Annotated in this window: 18 protein-coding genes; 15 read left to right on the plus strand and 3 right to left on the minus strand. The window is 68.9% G+C overall.

Going from position 1 to position 18,007, the window contains the following annotated elements:
- Positions 1 to 133: 133 nt before the first annotated feature.
- Positions 134 to 703 carry a hypothetical protein gene (locus AA983_RS15685; protein WP_047312659.1) on the minus strand — a complete coding sequence of 190 codons (570 nt, stop codon included), beginning with the start codon at positions 701 to 703 and terminating at the stop codon, positions 134 to 136.
- A gap of 480 nt (positions 704 to 1,183) precedes the next feature.
- Here AA983_RS15685 and AA983_RS15690 point away from each other — a divergent pair, with 480 nt between their 5' ends.
- The 14 genes from AA983_RS15690 to mnhG all read left to right on the plus strand — a co-directional run bounded on the left by AA983_RS15690 (position 1,184) and on the right by mnhG (position 15,589).
- Positions 1,184 to 2,098, plus strand: coding sequence for a tetratricopeptide repeat protein (locus AA983_RS15690; RefSeq protein WP_197079021.1), 915 nt, complete (start codon positions 1,184 to 1,186; stop codon positions 2,096 to 2,098).
- The gene (locus AA983_RS12610; protein ID WP_047312661.1) at positions 2,091 to 3,062 is read left to right on the plus strand and encodes an HAD-IIA family hydrolase; all 972 of its coding nucleotides are present in this window, start codon (positions 2,091 to 2,093) and stop codon (positions 3,060 to 3,062) included. Before AA983_RS15690 ends, AA983_RS12610 begins: the two co-directional genes overlap by 8 nt.
- Entirely contained in the window at positions 3,059 to 3,280 is a 222-nt protein-coding gene (locus AA983_RS12615; protein ID WP_047312662.1) for a hypothetical protein, read from the plus strand. The genes AA983_RS12610 and AA983_RS12615 overlap by 4 nt, the downstream gene beginning before the upstream one ends.
- Entirely contained in the window at positions 3,277 to 4,101 is an 825-nt protein-coding gene (locus AA983_RS12620) for a TlyA family RNA methyltransferase (RefSeq protein ID WP_047312663.1), read from the plus strand. The genes AA983_RS12615 and AA983_RS12620 overlap by 4 nt, the downstream gene beginning before the upstream one ends.
- Positions 4,098 to 5,003 (plus strand): NAD kinase, encoded by a 906-nt coding sequence (locus AA983_RS12625; protein ID WP_047312664.1) that lies wholly within the window; start codon positions 4,098 to 4,100, stop codon positions 5,001 to 5,003. The genes AA983_RS12620 and AA983_RS12625 overlap by 4 nt, the downstream gene beginning before the upstream one ends.
- An 80-nt stretch (positions 5,004 to 5,083) precedes the next feature.
- Positions 5,084 to 6,844: a DNA repair protein RecN gene (gene recN / locus AA983_RS12630; RefSeq protein ID WP_156170412.1), complete on the plus strand. Its 1,761-nt coding sequence runs from the start codon at positions 5,084 to 5,086 to the stop codon at positions 6,842 to 6,844.
- Positions 6,845 to 6,863: 19 nt separating this feature from the next.
- Positions 6,864 to 8,501, plus strand: coding sequence for a CTP synthase (locus AA983_RS12635; protein WP_047312665.1), 1,638 nt, complete (start codon positions 6,864 to 6,866; stop codon positions 8,499 to 8,501).
- 76 nt (positions 8,502 to 8,577) lie between these two features.
- On the plus strand, positions 8,578 to 9,243 hold the full coding sequence (locus AA983_RS12640; protein WP_052947131.1) for an NUDIX hydrolase: 666 nt from the start codon (positions 8,578 to 8,580) through the stop codon (positions 9,241 to 9,243).
- A 117-nt stretch (positions 9,244 to 9,360) separates the two neighbouring features.
- Positions 9,361 to 12,231: a Na+/H+ antiporter subunit A gene (locus AA983_RS12645; protein WP_047312667.1), complete on the plus strand. Its 2,871-nt coding sequence runs from the start codon at positions 9,361 to 9,363 to the stop codon at positions 12,229 to 12,231.
- Positions 12,228 to 12,665: a Na(+)/H(+) antiporter subunit C gene (locus AA983_RS12650; protein ID WP_047312668.1), complete on the plus strand. Its 438-nt coding sequence runs from the start codon at positions 12,228 to 12,230 to the stop codon at positions 12,663 to 12,665. Before AA983_RS12645 ends, AA983_RS12650 begins: the two co-directional genes overlap by 4 nt.
- The gene (locus AA983_RS12655; protein ID WP_047312669.1) at positions 12,662 to 14,353 is read left to right on the plus strand and encodes a Na+/H+ antiporter subunit D; all 1,692 of its coding nucleotides are present in this window, start codon (positions 12,662 to 12,664) and stop codon (positions 14,351 to 14,353) included. Before AA983_RS12650 ends, AA983_RS12655 begins: the two co-directional genes overlap by 4 nt.
- The gene (locus AA983_RS12660; RefSeq protein WP_047312670.1) at positions 14,350 to 14,937 is read left to right on the plus strand and encodes a Na+/H+ antiporter subunit E; all 588 of its coding nucleotides are present in this window, start codon (positions 14,350 to 14,352) and stop codon (positions 14,935 to 14,937) included. Before AA983_RS12655 ends, AA983_RS12660 begins: the two co-directional genes overlap by 4 nt.
- Positions 14,934 to 15,218: a monovalent cation/H+ antiporter complex subunit F gene (locus tag AA983_RS12665; protein WP_047312671.1), complete on the plus strand. Its 285-nt coding sequence runs from the start codon at positions 14,934 to 14,936 to the stop codon at positions 15,216 to 15,218. Before AA983_RS12660 ends, AA983_RS12665 begins: the two co-directional genes overlap by 4 nt.
- Positions 15,215 to 15,589, plus strand: coding sequence for a monovalent cation/H(+) antiporter subunit G (gene mnhG, locus AA983_RS12670; protein WP_047312672.1), 375 nt, complete (start codon positions 15,215 to 15,217; stop codon positions 15,587 to 15,589). The genes AA983_RS12665 and mnhG overlap by 4 nt, the downstream gene beginning before the upstream one ends.
- Here mnhG and AA983_RS12675 read toward each other — a convergent pair.
- The gene (locus AA983_RS12675) at positions 15,580 to 16,572 is read right to left on the minus strand and encodes an asparaginase (protein WP_082128917.1); all 993 of its coding nucleotides are present in this window, start codon (positions 16,570 to 16,572) and stop codon (positions 15,580 to 15,582) included. The two genes, mnhG and AA983_RS12675, sit on opposite strands and share 10 nt — an antisense overlap.
- 96 nt (positions 16,573 to 16,668) lie before the next feature.
- Here AA983_RS12675 and AA983_RS12680 point away from each other — a divergent pair, with 96 nt between their 5' ends.
- Positions 16,669 to 17,070 carry a YchJ family protein gene (locus AA983_RS12680; RefSeq protein ID WP_047312674.1) on the plus strand — a complete coding sequence of 134 codons (402 nt, stop codon included), beginning with the start codon at positions 16,669 to 16,671 and terminating at the stop codon, positions 17,068 to 17,070.
- Here the strand turns inward: AA983_RS12680 and AA983_RS12685 are convergent.
- Positions 17,043 to 17,852 (minus strand): hypothetical protein, encoded by an 810-nt coding sequence (locus AA983_RS12685; RefSeq protein ID WP_047312675.1) that lies wholly within the window; start codon positions 17,850 to 17,852, stop codon positions 17,043 to 17,045. The genes AA983_RS12680 and AA983_RS12685 overlap by 28 nt on opposite strands.
- Between the last annotated feature and the right edge of the window lie 155 nt (positions 17,853 to 18,007).

Here is an 18,007-nt window from a genome sequence, read left to right on the forward strand (position 1 = left end):
GTCTTTCCTTCGACGTGTTGGTACTCGGCTTCGTAGCCGGCCGGGCCGCGGTTGTCGGAGGCCTGTGCGACGATGAAGTCGTCGTACCAACCGAGAGGAAACCATGTCCGAAGAGCGCAACGACAACGCATCCTCAGAGGGCGCCGAGCGCCAGCGAAGCCAGCGTTGGTCCAGCGCTCGTTCGGATCGTCGTGACGCTCCGCGGCGCGACGGTTCTCGTGATCAGCGTCGGGGTGACGACACCTACCGTTGGGATCGCCGCGACGAATCGCGTGGTGAAGGTCAGCCACGAGGGGACGGCTTCCGTGAGTCGTCCCGTGGTGCCTCCCGAGGCGACGACCGCCGCGGCGGATATGGCGATCGTGGGGGCTACGGTCGCTTCGATGACCGTGGTTCCCGCGATGACGAGCGCCGCGGTGGTTTCGATCGACGTGAAGACCGTGGCGGTGCGCGTCGCGGGGAGTCTCGGGAGGATCGGGGTGGCTACCGCCGACAGGACTCGCGTGATGGTGAGCGTCGCTTCGAACGCCGCGATGGCGGTTTCTCGCGTGGGGCGCAGGGTGAGCGCGGAGGTTACGGCCGTCGCGAAGACCGTGACTATCAGGGGCGTCGTGACGATCGGCCGCAGCGCGGAGGCTACGGCAACCGCGACGAGCCCAATGGTCGTGGCGGCTACGGTGTCCGTGATGATCGCGGCGGCCATGGCCGGCGCGATGAACGATCCGACCGGGGCGGCTATGGGCGTCGCGACGAGCGCTCTGAGCGCGGTGGATACCGCGGACGCGAGGACCGCGGTGGCTATGGCCGTCGTGACGAACGCGGTGGTTTTCGTGAGCGAGGCGACCGCGGGGGCTTCCGCGGACGTGACGAGCGGGCCGGGGCCGGACGTGACGGAGAGCGCCGGGGCTTCGGCGACCGCGACGGCGCGCGCTCGGGTGGGCGCAGCGTTGGTTCCTCCGACCGCGGGCGTGGTTTCGATTCCCGCGACCGACGGGACGGCTTCGAGCGTGGGGGACGCGACGGCGGACGTGATCGCGGCCGCGGCTTCGAGCGTCGCGGCGGGTTCGACGGTCGAGGTGACCGCGGCGCCGGCTGGTCGGACGCGCAGAGCCAGATCCGCGGCCCGCGCAGCTGGGACGCGAAGGCGACCGGTGACGAGCGTCCCCGTCGTCGTCCCGAGCCGATGCTGCCGGAGGAGATCACGGGCTACGAGCTCGACAAGTCGGTGCGTCAGCAACTGCGCACGCTGAGCAAGGACAACGCTGAAGGCGTGGCGCGCCACCTCGTGGCCGCAGCCGAACTGCTCGAGGAGAACCCGGAGAAGGCTCTGGACCACGCGCAGCACGCGGTGTCGCGGGCCGGCCGAGTTCCGGCGGCCCGCGAGGCCCTCGGTCTCGTGCTCTACCGCACGGGTGAGTACGCCGAGGCGTTGCGGGAGTTCCGCACGGCTCGCCGTCTGTCGGGTTCCGATCACCTGCTGCCGTACATGGTCGACTGCGAGCGCGGCCTCGGCCGCTACGAGCGCGCCCTCGAGCTCGCCAACTCGCCGGAGGCCCAGCGCCTGCCGGAGGCGGACAACATCGAACTGGCCATCGTCGTGTCGGGTGTCCGTCGCGACATGGGCCAGGCGCGTGCGGCGGTCGTCGGCCTGCGTCTTCCGGCGCTACAGAAGGCCACGACCCAGCCGTGGGCAGCCCGTCTGTTCTACGCGTACGCCGATGCCCTCATGGACCTCGGCGAGTCGGACGAGGCGCGCGAGTGGTTCGTCAAGGCCGACGAGGCCGACCGGGACGGTGAGACGGACGCGGGTGACCGCATCGACCAGATCGACGGCTTCGAGCTGACCGACCTCACGCCCGACGACGAGGACGAGCAGGACCCGCGCCTTGCCGAGATCGACCTGTCCGAGTACGGGGCGGTGCAGCCGCAGCGCCCGGAGGCCACATCTGCTGAGCCGACCGAGGCGTCCGCAGATGCTGCGGCCAACGAGCATGCGGTGAGCGACAACATCGTCGAGTCTGACGCCCAGGAGGCGGAGTCCTCCGGAGAGCGCAGCGTTCCTCGCGCGACGTTCGACGACGGCAGCTCTCGTGGCTGATGCGTTGATCGCTCGGTACGCGGCGATCGTCTGCGATCTCGACGGGGTCGTGTACGCCGGTCCCGAGCCGATCGAGCACGCTGTCGAGGCGTTGACGGCGGCATCAGACAACGGTGCCCACGTCGTCTATGCGACGAACAACGCGTCGCGTACCCCGGCCGAGGTCGCGGGGCACCTGCGTGAGTTCGGCCTCGTGGTTGACGACGCCGACGTCGTCAACTCCTCGGCAGCGGGTGCCTACCTACTGGCGGGGTCGCTCACGGCGAAAGCTCGGGTGCTCGCCGTCGGGGGCGCCGGTGTGGGTGTCGCGCTCACCGAGGCGGGCTTGACGCCGGTGTCGCCCCAGGAGGCCCGGGACGGCACGCCGGTCGAGGCTGTGCTCCAGGGGTACGGCGCGGACGTGCGTGCGAGTGACCTCGCGGAGGCGGGTTTCGCCGTCGCCGGCGGGGCACGCTGGATGGCGACGAACACCGATCTCACCCTCCCCACCGACCGTGGAGTCGCGCCGGGCAACGGTTCGCTCGTGGGCGCGGTACGCAACGCCGTCGGCGTGGACCCGGAGGTGGCAGGCAAGCCGATGCCCACGATGTACGAGATGGCAGCGCGACGCAGCGGCATCGACGCGCACCAGGTACTGGCCATCGGCGACCGGCTTGAGACCGACATCGAGGGCGCCGTGCGTGCGGGTATGGATTCCGTGCTCGTCCTCACCGGCGTGCACGATCTTGCCGATGCGGCGGCTGCGGCCCCAGAGCGTCGGCCCACGTTCGTCGTCGAAGACCTGCGGTCCCTGGCGCAGCCCTACGACGAGGACCCTTCCGCCCCCAGCACCTCGCACGACGACCTGACCTGGTCCCAGGCGCGCGCGCTGCTGCGCGCGACGTGGGCCGAGGTCGACGCCGGCGAGCTCGACGCGGACGGCGCCCGTCATCGGTTCACGGACCTCACGGTGCGCTCGGCATGACGGCCGTTCCTTCCCCGCGCGACCTCAATCGCGCAGGCGGTCCCGCGGGCGGTGGGGAAACTCAGCACGACGGGGCTGTCGATGCGGCGCTCGAGACGCTGTCGAAGTCCACCGAGGAGTTCGTCGACGGTGCGCGCGAGGACGCCGGCGGCGTCATCGAGGCCGCCGAGGCGGTGCACGAACAGTTGCAGCGTCGCCTGCAGGAGGCCGGATCGTGAGCGGCCAGACCCGGCTCGACGCGGCGCTCGTCGAGCGGGGTCTCGTGCGTTCGCGGGCCCAGGCCAAGGAGGCTCTCGCACGCGGCAGTGTCGCCGTCAACGGGCAGATCGAACGCAAGGCCTCCACCAAGGTCGCAGATGCGGACGTCGTCACGACGAGCGAGGAGCGTGACCCCTACGTCGGGCGCGCAGCGCGGAAGCTCCTCGCCGCGCTCGAGGCCTTCCCGGACTTCGCGGGCGCCGTTTCCGGTGCACGTGCCGTGGACGTCGGTGCCTCGACGGGTGGCTTCACCCAGGTGCTGCTCGAGCGTGGTGCGACGCATGTCGTGGCGCTCGACGTGGGCCACGGACAACTGGCCGAACCAGTCAAGAGCGACCCTCGCGTCACCGATCTCGAGGGCCTCAACATCCGCGACGTCGTCTCGCGCGACAAGGTGGACGGCTCTCCTTTCGATCTTGTCGTGAGTGACCTGTCCTTCATCTCGCTCACTTTGGCGCTACCGCACATGAACTTCCTCCTGGCGGAGGCCGGGCATCTCGTCGTGCTCGTCAAGCCGCAGTTCGAGGTCGGCCGCGAACGTCTGGGGCGCACCGGCGTCGTCACGTCGCGCGATCAGCGCCGTGAGAGTCTCGAACGCGTTCTCGCCACGGCCACCGGGCTTTCGCTCGTCGTCCATGGCATAGCGTGGAGCCCCATGGTGGGTACGCACGGCAACCACGAATACCTCGTGTGGTTGCGCCGTGAGAACCAAGGCAGCGGCCTCGACGACGAGACCCTGCGCGCCACCATCGACCAGCTCACCGGGAGGGACGACACATGAGCCGCCGCATCCTGCTCATCGGCCATTCGCGACGTCCTGAGGCCTTCGACGTGGCCGAGCGGCTCGTGTCCGCTCTCACCGAGCAGGGCATCACCGTCGTCGGATTCGCCGACGAGTTGACGGCCTTCGGCATCCGAGAGCGTGACCACGTCGTCACGCTCGCCGAAGGTACGTTGCCGCAGGGGTGCGAGTTGGCCGTCGTCCTCGGTGGCGACGGAACGATCCTTCGTGCAGCAGAGATCTGCCGTGACACGGGCATGCCGCTGCTCGGCATCAACCTCGGCCACGTCGGCTTTCTCGCAGAAGCCGAGATGGAGGACGTCGACCGCATCGCCGGCGGCATCATCGAACGCAGCTGGAGCGTGGAGGAGCGGGTGACGCTCGAGGTCGTCGCCTCGTCCGGCGGGAACGACCCCACCGAGCTGTACCGCGGCTGGGCTCTCAACGAAGCCAGTGTGGAGAAAGCCGAACGCGAGCGAATGCTCGAACTGACGGTCGAGATCGACGGCCGGCCGCTGTCGACATGGGGAGCGGACGGCGTCGTCATCGCGACCCCCACGGGCTCGACTGCCTATGCCTTCAGCGCCGGGGGGCCCGTTGTGTGGCCCGACACCGAGGCCATCCTGCTCGTGCCGATCTCCGCCCACGCGCTCTTCGCGCGCCCCCTCGTGCTCAGCCCGGCCGCTCGGCTCGCGGTCGAACTGGTGCCGGGGGCGCAGGGGAAGGCAGTGTTGTGGTGTGACGGGCGACGTTCGTTCGATCTGCCCGACGGTGCGCGGATCGACGTCGTGGCGAGTGCCAAGCCGGTACGCCTGGCGCGTCTCAGCTCCGCTCCGTTCACGGATCGTCTCGTGCGCAAGTTCGACCTCTCGGTCTCGGGGTGGCGCGGCTCGCGCGCCTGAGATCGTTCGCCAGGAGCGAAATCTCCAATCGAATGCGTGTTCGAACGACGATCGGTCGGTCGGCTCCCTAGAGTGGTCTCGTGCTCAAGGAGATCCGCATTCGCAACATGGGTGTCATCGCCGATGCCACGTTGGAGCTGAGCCCGGGCCTCAACGTCGTCACCGGTGAGACCGGCGCAGGCAAGACGATGGTCGTCTCCGGCCTGGGGTTGCTCCTCGGCGAGCGCGCCGACGCCGATCGTGTACGCACGGGGGAGAAGCGTGCCGTGGTCGAGGGCTTCCTCGACCTGCCTGACGACCACGCTGCCCTCGCGACGCTGCGCGACGAGTTCGAGTTCGACGGCGACGAGGAACTCATCCTCTCGCGCACGGTGGCTGCGGGAGGCCGGTCCAGAGCTCATGTCGCCGGGCGCAGCGTGCCGGCGTCAGTGCTGGCCCAGGTCGGCCACGACCTCGTTGCCGTGCACGGTCAGGCCGATCAGTGGCGTCTCAAGCGTCCCGAGGAACACCGTGAGGTGCTCGACTCGTTCGCGGGTGCCGAGTTGGCCGCTCTCGCCGAGCAGTACCGCGAAGGCTTCGTCCGGTTGAAGGCTCTTCGGGCCGAACGGCGTGAACTGACGCAGAAGGCTCAGGAGCGCGCGCAGCGCCTCACGATGCTCGAGGCCGGCATCGCACGGATCGACGAGCTCGAGCCCGTGGAGGGGGAAGACGTCGAACTCGCCGCGGAGAGCGAGCGTCTCACCCACGCCGAGGATCTCCTCGCGGCGGGCACGGGGGCCGCCGGCGCACTTGCCGGTGACGAGACGGACCCTGACCAGCCCAACGCTCTTGCGCTGCTCGCGCACGCACGAAGTGTGCTCGACTCGGCGGTGTCGCTGGACGCCTCACTGGGCGAGTACGTCACCCGGCTCAAGGAGATCCAGACGTTGACCGCCGACCTCGCGGCCGACGTCTCGGGGTACGCCTCCGGTATTGACATGGATCCGGCGCGGCTTGCCGACGTGCACCAGCGTCGCGCGGCCCTCACGGCCCTCATGAAGGCGTTCGGTCCCGAGCTCTCCGATGTCGTCGCCTGGCGCACGGCAGCGGGAGTCGAGGCCGAGGCGTTAGCAGGCTCCGACGACCGTGTCTCGGCCATCGACGCCGAGATCGCCTCACTCACGCCGAAGGTGGCCGACCTCGCGCTTCGTCTGCACGATGCGCGCGTTGAGGCCGCTACCAAGCTCGCCCAAGATGTCACCGCCGAGCTTGCCCACCTTGCCATGGGCTCGGCGCGCCTCGAAGTCGCCGTCACGCTCAACGAGGCCGAAGCCGGCCTCGAGCTGGGGGACGGGCGCATCGTGAAGCCCACCGAACACGGCATCGACGACGTCGCGCTCCTGCTCGCGGCGAACAAGGGCATGGCTCCGAAGCCGGTGACGAAGGCTGCCTCCGGTGGTGAGCTCTCCCGCGTCATGCTCGCGCTCGAGGTCGTGAGCAGCACGGGCGAGGTGCCGACGTTCGTCTTCGACGAGGTCGATGCCGGTGTCGGCGGTGAGGCGGCGGTCGACATCGGCGCGCGTCTGGCCAAACTGTCCGAACAGGCACAGGTCATCGTCGTCACGCACCTCGCCCAGGTCGCGGCGTTCGCCGACAACCACCTCGTCGTGCACAAGTCGCACGACGGTGCCGTGACGGAAAGTGGTGTCACGAGCGTCACAGGTGAGGCCCGGCACGAAGAACTGGCGCGAATGCTGGGCGGTGACGCCTCCAGCGCGGTTGCGGTGGAGCACGCGAAGCAACTCCTTGCCTCCTCCGACGCGATTCGTCGCGAGGCGATGTCGCCCGCCCCCGTTCGATGACGTAGGCTGGCATTCCGTGGTGGATCAGACGACGAAGCAGATTTTTGTCACCGGGGGCGTTGCCTCCTCCCTCGGAAAAGGCCTGACGGCATCGAGCCTCGGCCGACTCCTTCGCGCACGTGGCCTCAGCGTCACGATGCAGAAGCTCGACCCGTACCTCAACGTCGACCCGGGAACGATGAACCCGTTCCAGCACGGTGAGGTGTTCGTCACCGAAGACGGTGCGGAGACCGACCTTGACATCGGGCACTACGAGCGGTTCCTCGACGTCAATCTGCACGGTCGCGCCAATGTGACGACCGGCCAGGTGTACTCCGACGTCATCGTCAAGGAGCGTCGCGGCGAGTACCTCGGCGACACCGTGCAGGTGATCCCGCACATCACGAACGAGATCATGGACCGCATGCGCGCCGAGGCCAACGGCCCCGACGCTCCGGACATCATCATCACCGAGATCGGCGGCACCGTCGGCGACATCGAGTCGCTGCCGTTCCTCGAGGCCGCTCGCCAGGTCCGCCACGCCGTGGGCCGCGACAACGTCTTCTTCCTCCACGTCTCCCTCGTGCCCTACATCGGACCGAGCGGCGAGCTCAAGACGAAGCCCACGCAGCACTCCGTCGCGGCGCTGCGCCAGGTCGGCATCCAGCCCGACGGCCTCGTGCTGCGCGCGGACCGCGACATTCCCGAGGGCATCAAGCGCAAGATCTCCCTCATGTGCGACGTCGACTCCGAGGCAGTCGCCGCTGCCGTCGACGCGCCGAGCATCTACGACATCCCGAAGGTCGTGCACGCCGAGGGCCTCGACGCCTACGTCATCCGCCGTCTCGGCCTGCCGTTCCGTGATGTCGACTGGGCCCAGTGGGACACGCTGCTCGGCCACGTTCACTCGCCGGCCCACGAGGTGGAGCTCGCGCTCGTCGGCAAGTACATCGACCTGCCCGACGCCTACCTGTCGGTGACCGAGGCCATGCGTGCCGGTGGCTTCCACCACGACACCAAGGTGAAGATCCGCTGGGTCGCCTCCGACACCTGCCAGACCGAGGCCGGCGCGCAGAAGGCGCTCGGGGGAGTGGACGGCGTCCTCGTCCCCGGCGGCTTCGGCGTGCGCGGCATCGAGGGCAAGCTCGGCGCTCTGCGCTGGGCGCGTGAGAACAAGGTGCCCACCCTGGGCATCTGCCTCGGTTTGCAGTGCATGGTCATCGAGTACGCCCGCAACGTCGCCGGTATCGCGGACGCCTCGTCCTCGGAGTTCGACCCGAACACGAGCCACCCCGTCATCGCGACGATGGAGGAGCAGAAGTCCTACGTCCAGGGCGAGGGCGACCTCGGCGGCACGATGCGCCTCGGTGCCTACCCCGCGAAGCTCGCGGAGGGTTCTGTCGTAGCGACGGCCTATGGCGCCACGGACGTCAGCGAGCGTCACCGTCACCGTTTCGAGGTCAACAACGACTACCGCGACGACATCACGCAGGCGGGTCTCGTCTTCTCCGGCACCTCGCCCGAGGGCACCCTCGTCGAGTTCGTGGAGCTGCCGAAGGACGTCCACCCGTACTACGTGTCGACGCAGGCGCACCCCGAGTTCAAGTCGCGCCCGCACCGGGCGCACCCGCTTTTCGCCGGTCTCGTGGAGGCGGCGCTCGAGCGCAAGAAGGGCTGAGCCGCAAGCGAACCGGTCGGTGCCTGCCCCTGGACACATGGGGCGGGCACCGACCGTTCTGTGAGAAAATCCCCTCATGACGAGCGAGCACGGACGGATGAACCGCGACGACCTCGTCGACGAGTACGCCAAGGCGCCCGTCACGCATAGCGAGTGCGTCTACGAAGGCCGGGTCTGGAACGTCCTGTCCGAGGAGGCCGACCTCGGCGACGCCGGTCGCGTCACCCGCGACTTCGTCGACCACCCTGGCGCCGTCGCTGTTCTCGCCCTGCGTGGTGAAGCCGGCGCCGAAGAGGTGCTCGTCATTCAGCAGTACCGCCACCCGATCGGTGCCCGCGAGTGGGAGATTCCTGCGGGTCTGCTCGACGTCGACGGCGAACCTCCGCACGAAGCGGCACTGCGCGAACTCTACGAAGAGGCCGACCTGCGAGCCGGGCGCCTCGACCTGCTCATCGACTACGCCTCCTCGCCGGGCGGTCTGTCGGAGCAGTTGCGTATCTACCTCGCCCGGGACGTGAGCGAGGTCGCTGCCGACGACCGTTTCGAGCGCGAGGACGAAGAGCTCGACATGCCGACGGCCTGGGTGTCGCTCGACGATGTCGTCGCCGCGGCCATGGCGGGCCGCATCCACAATCCGACCCTCCTCATGGGAGCGTTCGCCGCGAATGTCGCACGCGCGAACGGGTGGAACGACCTGCGACCCGCCGACTCACCGTGGGAGGTCCACCCGAAGGTCTCCTGACGCCGCGGGTGCCTGAGTGCGGCCCGCATGGCCGCGGTTCCTCGCATCCCGACCCAAGAAGTCCCTTCCGCTCCACCCACCCGCCGGCCCTCCCGAACGTCGGCTCGAGGTTCTCGCGTGATCCTTCTCATCTCCGCTCATCTCCTGGCTGCGCTCGCCGCGCCGGCCATGGCGCGTGCCCTCGGGCGCAAGGTTTTCATGGCCCTTGCGATCGTGCCGCTCGCCACCTTCGTCTGGGCCGTGCTCAATGCGCCGGGCGCCGCCCCCGTCACCCAGTCCGTCTCGTGGATTCCCTCACTCGGAACCGATCTGGCGTTCCGGATGGGTGCCCTGCAGTGGCTGCTGACCCTCGTTGTGGCCGGCGTGGGTGCCCTCGTCCTCTTCTACTGCGCCTCCTACTTCCATGACGACGACCGTGTCGGCTCGTTCGCGGCCACCTTCATCGCGTTCGCCGGTTCGATGCTCGGCCTCGTCCTGGCCGACGACCTGCTCATGGTCTACGTCTTCTGGGAGATGACGACGGTCTTCTCCTACCTGCTCATCGGTTACGACATGACCAAGCGCTCGGCGCGCCTGGCAGCCATGCAAGCGCTGATCGTCACGACGTTCGGCGGGCTCGCGATGCTCGTCGGCATGCTCATGCTCGGTCACCTCGCCGGCACGATGCGTATCTCCGAGATCCTCGCCGACCCGCCGGCTGCCAGCGGCCTGCTGACGGCGGCCGTGATGCTCGTGCTCGTCGGCGCTCTGAGCAAGTCGGCCATCGTGCCGTTCCATTTCTGGCTGCCCGGTGCCATGTCGGCCCCGACCCCGGTGAGTGCCTACCTGCACGCCGCCTCGATGGTGAAGGCGGGCGTCTACCTCGTGGCCCTGCTCGCCCCGGCGTTCGCGGGTGTGCCCGGCTGGCGCGCCGGCATCCTCACCCTCGGTGTGCTCACCATGCTCGTCGGCGGCTGGCGTTCACTCGTGCAGTGCGACGTCAAGCTGATCCTCGCCTACGGCACCGTGAGCCAGTTGGGGTTCCTCCTCGTCGTCCTCAGTGTCGGCACCCGCGCGGCGGCTCTGGCCGGTGTGGCGTTGCTCCTGGCCCACGCGCTGTTCAAGTCCTGCTTGTTCCTCGTCGTCGGCATCATCGACCACAACGCTGGAAACCGTGACCTGCGCACCCTCTCGGGCCTCGGGCGCCGTTCGCCGGTGCTGTTCGCCGCGGCCGCGATCGCCGGCGCATCGATGGTCGGCTTCCCGCCCCTGCTGGGCTTCGTGGCCAAGGAGAGCGTTCTCACCGCCCTCGTCGACGTGACGGCCGGTGGCGACGGAACCGGTCTCGGACCGGTGGCGGCCTGGACCGTGCTCGCCGGAGTCGTCCTGGGCTCGATCATCACCACGGCGTACACGTTGCGATTCCTGTGGGGCGCTTTCGCCGACAAGCCTGGCGTCGAGGCCACGGACTTCAAGACTCCCAGCCCCGCTTTCCTCGCCTCACCCGTCGTCCTCGCCGTCCTCAGCCTCGGCGTCGCGTTCTTCGGCGGGCCGCTGACAAAGTCGCTCGAGGGGTACACCCACCAGTTCCCGCCGGGGGCCCACGCGGCGAAGCTGGCTCTCTGGCACGGGCTCGGCCTTCCGCTCGCACTGTCGGTCCTCGCCCTGGTCGGTGGTGCGCTCATGTTCGTCGCGCGCCGCCCCATCGCTCATGCGCAGGCGAAGGTCGCCCAGCCGTGGAGTGCGCAGCGCGCCTACCTCTCGCTCATGCACGGCGTCGACCGCCTCTCCGTCGAGGTCACCGGTTTCATGCAGCGTGGTTCGGTGAGCGCCTACCTCGCGGTGACGCTGGTCGTCCTTCTCGCGTTCCCCGGTGTCGCCATGCTCATGGCGTGGACGCCGGACGTCCAGGTCCACGTGTGGGACACGCCGGCCCAGGCGGCGGCCGGACTCGTCGTCGTCCTCGCGGCCATCATGACCGCCCGCGCGCGTCGGCGCCTTCGCGCTGCGCTGCTCGTCGGTGTGACGGGGTACGGCTGCGCCGTCCTCTTCGTCCTGCAGGGCGCACCCGACCTCGCCCTCACCCAAGTGCTCGTCGAGACGGCCAGCGTCATCGTCTTCGTGCTCGTCCTGCGCCGTCTGCCCACCTACTTCACCGATCGGCCGCTGTCGGCGCAGCGTTACGTGCGCGCCCTGCTCGGCCTCGCCGTCGGTGCAGCGGTCGCAGGCATCATGATCGTCGCGACGAACGCCCGCACCGCGCAGCCCGTCTCCGTCGGCTTCCCCGAGGCGAGCGTCGACTTCGGCGGCGGCAAGAACATCGTCAGCGTCACCCTCGTCGACATCCGTGCGTGGGACACGATGGGGGAGATCTCCGTGCTCGTAGCAGCGGCCACCGGTGTGGCGAGCCTGCTCTTCATCGGAACGCGCCGCTCAACGATTCGCCGCGTCGGGGACCTGCCCCAGCACCACGCGGCGGAACCGAAGACGAGCGGCTCGTGGCTCTCCGGGCCGAGCACACTCGCGCCGGAGAAGCGTTCCATCATCTTCGAGGTCGTCACGCGTCTCGTGTTCCCAGCCATGGTCATGGTCGGTGTGTACCTGCTGTTCGCAGGCCACAACTTCACCGGTGGCGGGTTCGCCGGCGGCATCGTCACGGGGCTCGCCCTCGTCGTGCGCTACCTCGCGGGCGGCCGGTACGAGCTCGACGAGGCTGCGCCGATCGACGCGGGCACACTCCTGGGCGTTGGTCTCGTCATCGCGGCGGGCTCGGGCCTCGCGCCGCTGGCGTTCGGCGGCGCTGTGCTGGAGAGCTACCAGTACGACGTCCACCTGCCGCTCCTCGGTGACCACCACCTCGTGACGTCGCTGTTCTTCGACATCGGTGTCTACCTCGTCGTCGTCGGGCTCATCCTCGATCTGCTGCGCACGTTCGGTTCGCGGATCGACCGTCAGATCATCTCCGAGGAACGCGACAACGACGCGGCGAACGCGGAGGTGGCTCGATGAGCGCGAACCTGACCCTCATCATCACGGCGGCGAGCCTCATCGGCGTCAGTGTCTACCTGCTGCTCGAGCGCAGCCTGACGCGCGTCCTCGTCGGGCTGCTCATGCTCGGCAACGGGGTGAACCTTCTGTTCATGGTCGCTGCGGGGCCCTCGGGGCATCCGCCGGTCGCCGGCAAGGTGTCGGCCGAGGACATGACCGACCCGCTTCCGCAGGCACTCGTCCTCACCGCCATCGTCATCGCTCTCGGTACGACGGCGTTCGCCCTGGCCATGGCCTACCGCAGTTGGCAGCTCAACGGGCACGACGACGTCCAGGACGACGTCGAGGACGCCGCGATCCGTCGTCGCGCCCTGCGTGACGAGGCCTCCGACAGCTACGACCTCACGACCGGTGGTCCGGACGACGACGACTCCGCACCCGAGGAGAAGGCATGAATTACGTCGTCCCCCTTCCCGTTCTGCTGCCGCTGTTCGGCTGCGGCGCCGCACTGATGTTCTCGCGTCGCCCCCGGGTACAGCGCGTCATCACGGTGAGCGTCCTCGTCGCCGTCGTGGCCATCGCCTCGATGCTCCTCGTCGCCGCCGACCGGCACGGACCGCAGGTCGCGTGGCTCGGTTCGTGGCCGCGGCCCCTCGGCCTGGCACTCGTGGCCGACCGCGTGTCGGCGCTCATGCTGCTCGTGTCGGCCATCGTCACCCTCGCGGTCCTCGTGTACTCGTTGGCCCAGGGCGGCGCGAGCGAGGACGACGAGAGCACTCCGGTCTCGATCTATCACCCGACGTTCATGGTGCTCGTCGCCGGCGTCTCGAACGCCTTTCTCGCGGGTGACCTGTTCAACCTGTTCGTCAGCTTCGAGATGCTGCTCTTCGCGAGCTATGTCCTGCTCACCCTCGGTGGTACCGAGAGCCGGATCCGGGCGGGCACGATCTACGTCGTCATCAACATGGTGTCGTCGGCGTTGTTCCTCATCGCCATCGCAGCGGTTTACGCCGCGACGGGGTCGCTCAACTTCGCGCAGCTCTCCGAGCGCCTCGGCGACCTGCCGGACGGCGTGGCCCTCACGTTGCAACTGCTGCTGCTCACGGTATTCGCCATCAAGGCCGCTGTGTTCCCGCTGTCGTTCTGGCTCCCGGACAGCTACCCGACGGCGCCCGCGCCGGTGACGGCCGTCTTCGCCGGCTTGCTGACGAAGGTGGGTGTCTACGCCATCCTGCGCACCCAGACACTGCTGTTCCCCGACAGCCCGCTGTCGAACCTGCTGCTGTGGACGGCGTTCGCCACGATGCTCGTCGGCATCCTCGGCGCGGTCGCGCAGTCGGACGTCAAGCGAATGCTCTCGTTCACGCTCGTCAGTCACATCGGCTACATGATCCTGGGCATCGCTCTCGGTTCGGCCGAGGGCCTCGCGGGGGCCACGTTCTACGTCGTGCACCACATCACGATCCAGACCGTGCTGTTCCTCGTCGTGGGGCTCATCGAATACCGCACGGGAACAACGAGCCTGCTGCGCCTCGGCGGCTTGGCGAAGACCGCGCCGTTCATCGCGATCCTCTTCTTCATTCCGGCGATGAACCTCGCGGGCATCCCGCCGCTGTCGGGCTACCTCGGCAAGATCGGACTCCTGCAGGCGGCCGTCGCAGACGGCTCGGCCACGGCCTACGTCCTCGTCGGCGGCGCCGTCGTGACGAGCCTTCTCACGCTCTACGCTATGGCGAAGGCGTGGGCGCTCGCCTTCTGGCGCAGTGAGGAACAGGCGCGCGAAATGTCCAAGGCGCTCAACGAGGCAGCGGCCGAACACGACGAGCCGTCCCTTCGACACATCACGAAGCGGGCCGTCGAGAAGAACGCCAGTGAGGCGGACCGGGTCATGCCGACGGACGTCGCGCTCGCTGCCGGCGCGACGGAGGAGGACGAAGAGGTGGACGACCTCTACGACAAACCGCTCCACGCCCGTGAAGGCTCGACTCCGCGCACGCTCATGTGGCCGACGACGGCGCTCGTCGCCTTCTCGATCGCGCTCACCGTCGTGGCTGGACCGCTTTTCGGCCTCACCGAGCGTGCCTCTGTCGACATGAAGGCGCGTACGCCGTACGTCAACGCGGTGTTGGGAGACGACCGATGAGTGATCGACAGTCGCCGTCCGGGCGTCGTCGCCTAGCGCGCTCGGTCTGGCCCTCCATGGTGCCGCTGGCCGTCGTGTGGTGTCTGCTCTGGGGCGAGTTCAGCCTGTTCAACATCCTCGCGGGCGCGCTCGTAGGTGCCGTCGTCGTCATCGCTTTCCCGATGCCGCCGTTGCACCTGCATCTGCGGCCGCGCCCCGTGGCTCTGGCCGTGCTCGTCGGAAAGTTCGTCGTCGACGTCGTCGTCTCGAGCGTGCGGGTCGCGTGGACGACCCTTCGCCCCGGGGCGTCCTCGCTGACGAACGCCATCGTACGGGTGGAACTCGCGACGCCGTCGGACTTCGTCCTCACGGTGGTCGCGCAGATGACCTCGCTCATCCCCGGAAGCATCGTCGTCGACGTCCACCGCGCGCGGCACACGCTCTACCTGCACGTCCTCGACGTGAACAGCGCCGAGGAAGCGGACGAGTTCCGTCAGCGGGTGCTCGAGCAGGAAGAGCGCGTGGTCGCGGCCATCGGTGGGTACGCCCACGACATCGACGAACGGAGCCACCGACCGGTCCGTGAGGGAGGAACCGAGCGATGAACGCCGTCTACCTGGTGTGCGTGGTCGTCCTCACGGCTGCAGCCGTGCTCACGCTCGCCCGCGTCACGATGGGCCCGACGATGCTCGACCGCAGCGTCGCGCTCGACGTGCTCATCTCGATCGTCATCTGTGGCCTCGCGGTTGAAGCCGCTTGGAACCAGCACCTGTTCACCCTGCCAACCCTCCTCGTGCTCGCGCTGCTCGGTTTCACCGGTTCGGTTTCCGTGGCGCGCTACATCCGAGGGTTCGACGACATCGAGGACGAGGAGGACGGAGCATGACCACGTTCTTCGACGTCGTTGCCGCCATCTGCATGATCACGGGCTCGCTGCTGGCGCTCGTGGCCGCGATCGGGCAGGTCCGGATGCCGGATCTGCTCAGCCGCACTCACCCCGCGACGAAGCCTCAGGTGTTGGGGCTCGGCCTCGTCCTGCTCGGCGTCGCGCTGCGGCTGCGTGAGCCGGAAGCTTTCGGGCTGCTCGCCCTCGTCATCATCTTCCAGCTCGTCACCTCACCGGTCGCGAGCCACATGATCGGGCGTGCCGCGGTGCGTACCGACAACCGCGGGGAAGAACGCCTCGTCGTGGACGAGCTGTCCGAGGACCGCCCGCAGGGGCGAGCCGACGAAGGGGACGTTCCGGATCAGCGGTAGCCGCCGTGCCGACGCACGGCCGCTTCGATCTGCTCACGGTCTGTGCCCGCGGCCAGTAGCACGCTGACGAGCAGGCGCGCCTTGAGTGCATCGAGATAGCCGCCCATGACGACGCCGCGCTGCTGGAGATCGACCTCCGCCCCGACGGCGCCGTACGTCTCGACGAGGGCCGGGCCGGAGTGCGTACGGCTCGTCATGACGACGGGCATGCGCTCGGCGATGGCGCCGACCGCTTCGGCCCACCACCCCGGAACGTGGCCTGCGCCGAAGCCGGCCAGGACGAGGGCGTCGGCGCCGTCAGCGATGGCCTTCAGAGTCCGGACTGACTGCCCGAAGCCAGTGACGAGGACGGGTACCTCGACGTCCATCGTCGTCACGTTCGACACGTCGGCGCCGAGCGCAGAGCGCGCGCCCGGCGGAGAGAAGAAGTGGACGTGCCCCTCGAGCACGCGACCGGCGGGGCCGGTGTTGGGGGAGCGGAAGGTAGAGATGGACGCGGTGTCCGACTTGGTGACGTGGCGCGCCGCGTGGATCTCGTCGGCGAAGACGACGAAGGCACCCCTTTCGCGCGCCTCGGGGGAAGCTGCGACACGCACGGCCGCGAGGAGGTTCGCTGCGCCGTCGGCGCCGGCCATCGTCGGGTTTCGCATGGCGCCTGTGGCGACGAAGGGTCGCGGGTCGTCCCAGAGAAGATCAAGCAGGTAGGCCGACTCTTCGAGGGTGTCGGTTCCCTGAACGAGAACGAATCCGCCAGCATCGCTCGATCGGGCGCGCTCGAAAACCGTGAGCAGGTGAGTGTAGGTGAGTGAGCCGCTTTGTTCGCGAGCGACCTGCTCGGCCGTGACCTCGGCGTCCACCTGATCGAGGCCTGGAACGGCGGCGAGCAGGTCGTCTCCGCTCAGCGTCGGCCGTACCGAGTGACCGTCCGCGGAGGACATGCTGATCGTGCCGCCGAGGAAGTACATCGTCACCCGTGCCGTCATGGGCGTCAGGGTACCGGCCCGTGCCGCGGCCCATCGATGGGGCCGGGTCAGCCGGCCCGAACAACACGACCGGGCAGGACAACTAGGCTCGAACGCATGAATGCCGAGGAGCTATGCCCCTGCGGTGGCTTCGCCGCCGAGACCTCGTACGCGCGTTGCTGCGCACCCTTCGTCGACGACGGTGAGACCGCCCCGACGTGCGAACAGCTCATGCGATCGCGGTACACGGCGTTCGCCCGTCGGGACGCCGACCACCTGTGGCGGACATGGCACCCGCGTACCCGCCCGGAGCAGGTGGCCGACCTCGACGGCGTGACGTGGTTGGGTCTCGAGGTGCTGGGCACCGAAGCAGGAGGGCCTGACGACAGCGAAGGCACCGTCGACTTCGCCGCCCATTTCCGCACCGACGCGGGGGAGCGAGGCGCCGTTCGCGAACACTCACGCTTCGCTCGCCGCGCCGGGCGCTGGTTCTACGTCGACGGCGACGAACTCGCCTGAACGTCGAGAGCGACAACTCGCTCCTGGCCGAGGTCGACGAACCCGACCCGCGTGAGGATCGGGGCGCTCGTCGTCACCCGCCCCTTGACGACGGCATGTGCATACCCGAGTTCGTGTGCGCGCCGAAGACGGGCGAGAAGGTTCGCGCGGTAGGCCCCGCGCCCGCGCGCCGCCTTCGTCGACGATCCTCCCCACAGGAGAACGAGGCGATCGTCGGGGTGGAACGTCATGCCGCCGGAGGCAGCCGGTCGGCCGTCGAGCACCGTGACGAAGACGCCGCCGCGCCCCTGGTCGTACTCCTCCTGGCACGCCCGAGCCCTCACGTCGGGGTCCTCGTCGTTCGGGGTCTCGTTCTCGAACGCCTCATCGCTCACGGCATCCCAGGCCTTCACGAGGTCGGGTGTGGTGACGGGCTCGGTGGACACGTCGTCCGGCACCGGTACGTCCGGCACGCCCTCGCTCAGATCGAGTGCGAGCACGGACAACGTCTCGGCCACGTGCCCGCCCCGCTCGAGGAGCCTGGGCTCGAGTGAAGGGTTCGGGGTGGCGCTGCTCAGGCCGCAGAACCACACCGTGTCGCGGCTCCACGAGCACGCCTGCGCCAGGGCGGCGTCGATGACGTCGTCGGCGGGGGAGCGCGAGGTGAGGCGGTGGGCCTGGCAGTGCTGCTGCAGCCACATCGGGTACTTCACCAGGGTGAAGGCGTCGGTGCGAACCACCTCCGCGAAGTCGGGCTCCCACACGATGGCCGCAGCGGCCCGGCGCACTACGTCGACGTCCATGACGCCAGACTAGGCCGGGCGGAATCACGGGTGCGGCCATCGCCGCGCGTCACCTAGAATGGGAAGCGTTGTTCGTGGTGGCGTGACGACCCACCGGAGCCTCTTCGAAAGCTCGGCGAACAGCACGCGCGTCCGGCGACACCGACGAGAGGCCG

The sequence above is a fragment of the Dermacoccus sp. PE3 genome (assembly GCF_001021715.1).
Lineage (GTDB): Bacteria > Actinomycetota > Actinomycetes > Actinomycetales > Dermatophilaceae > Dermacoccus > Dermacoccus abyssi.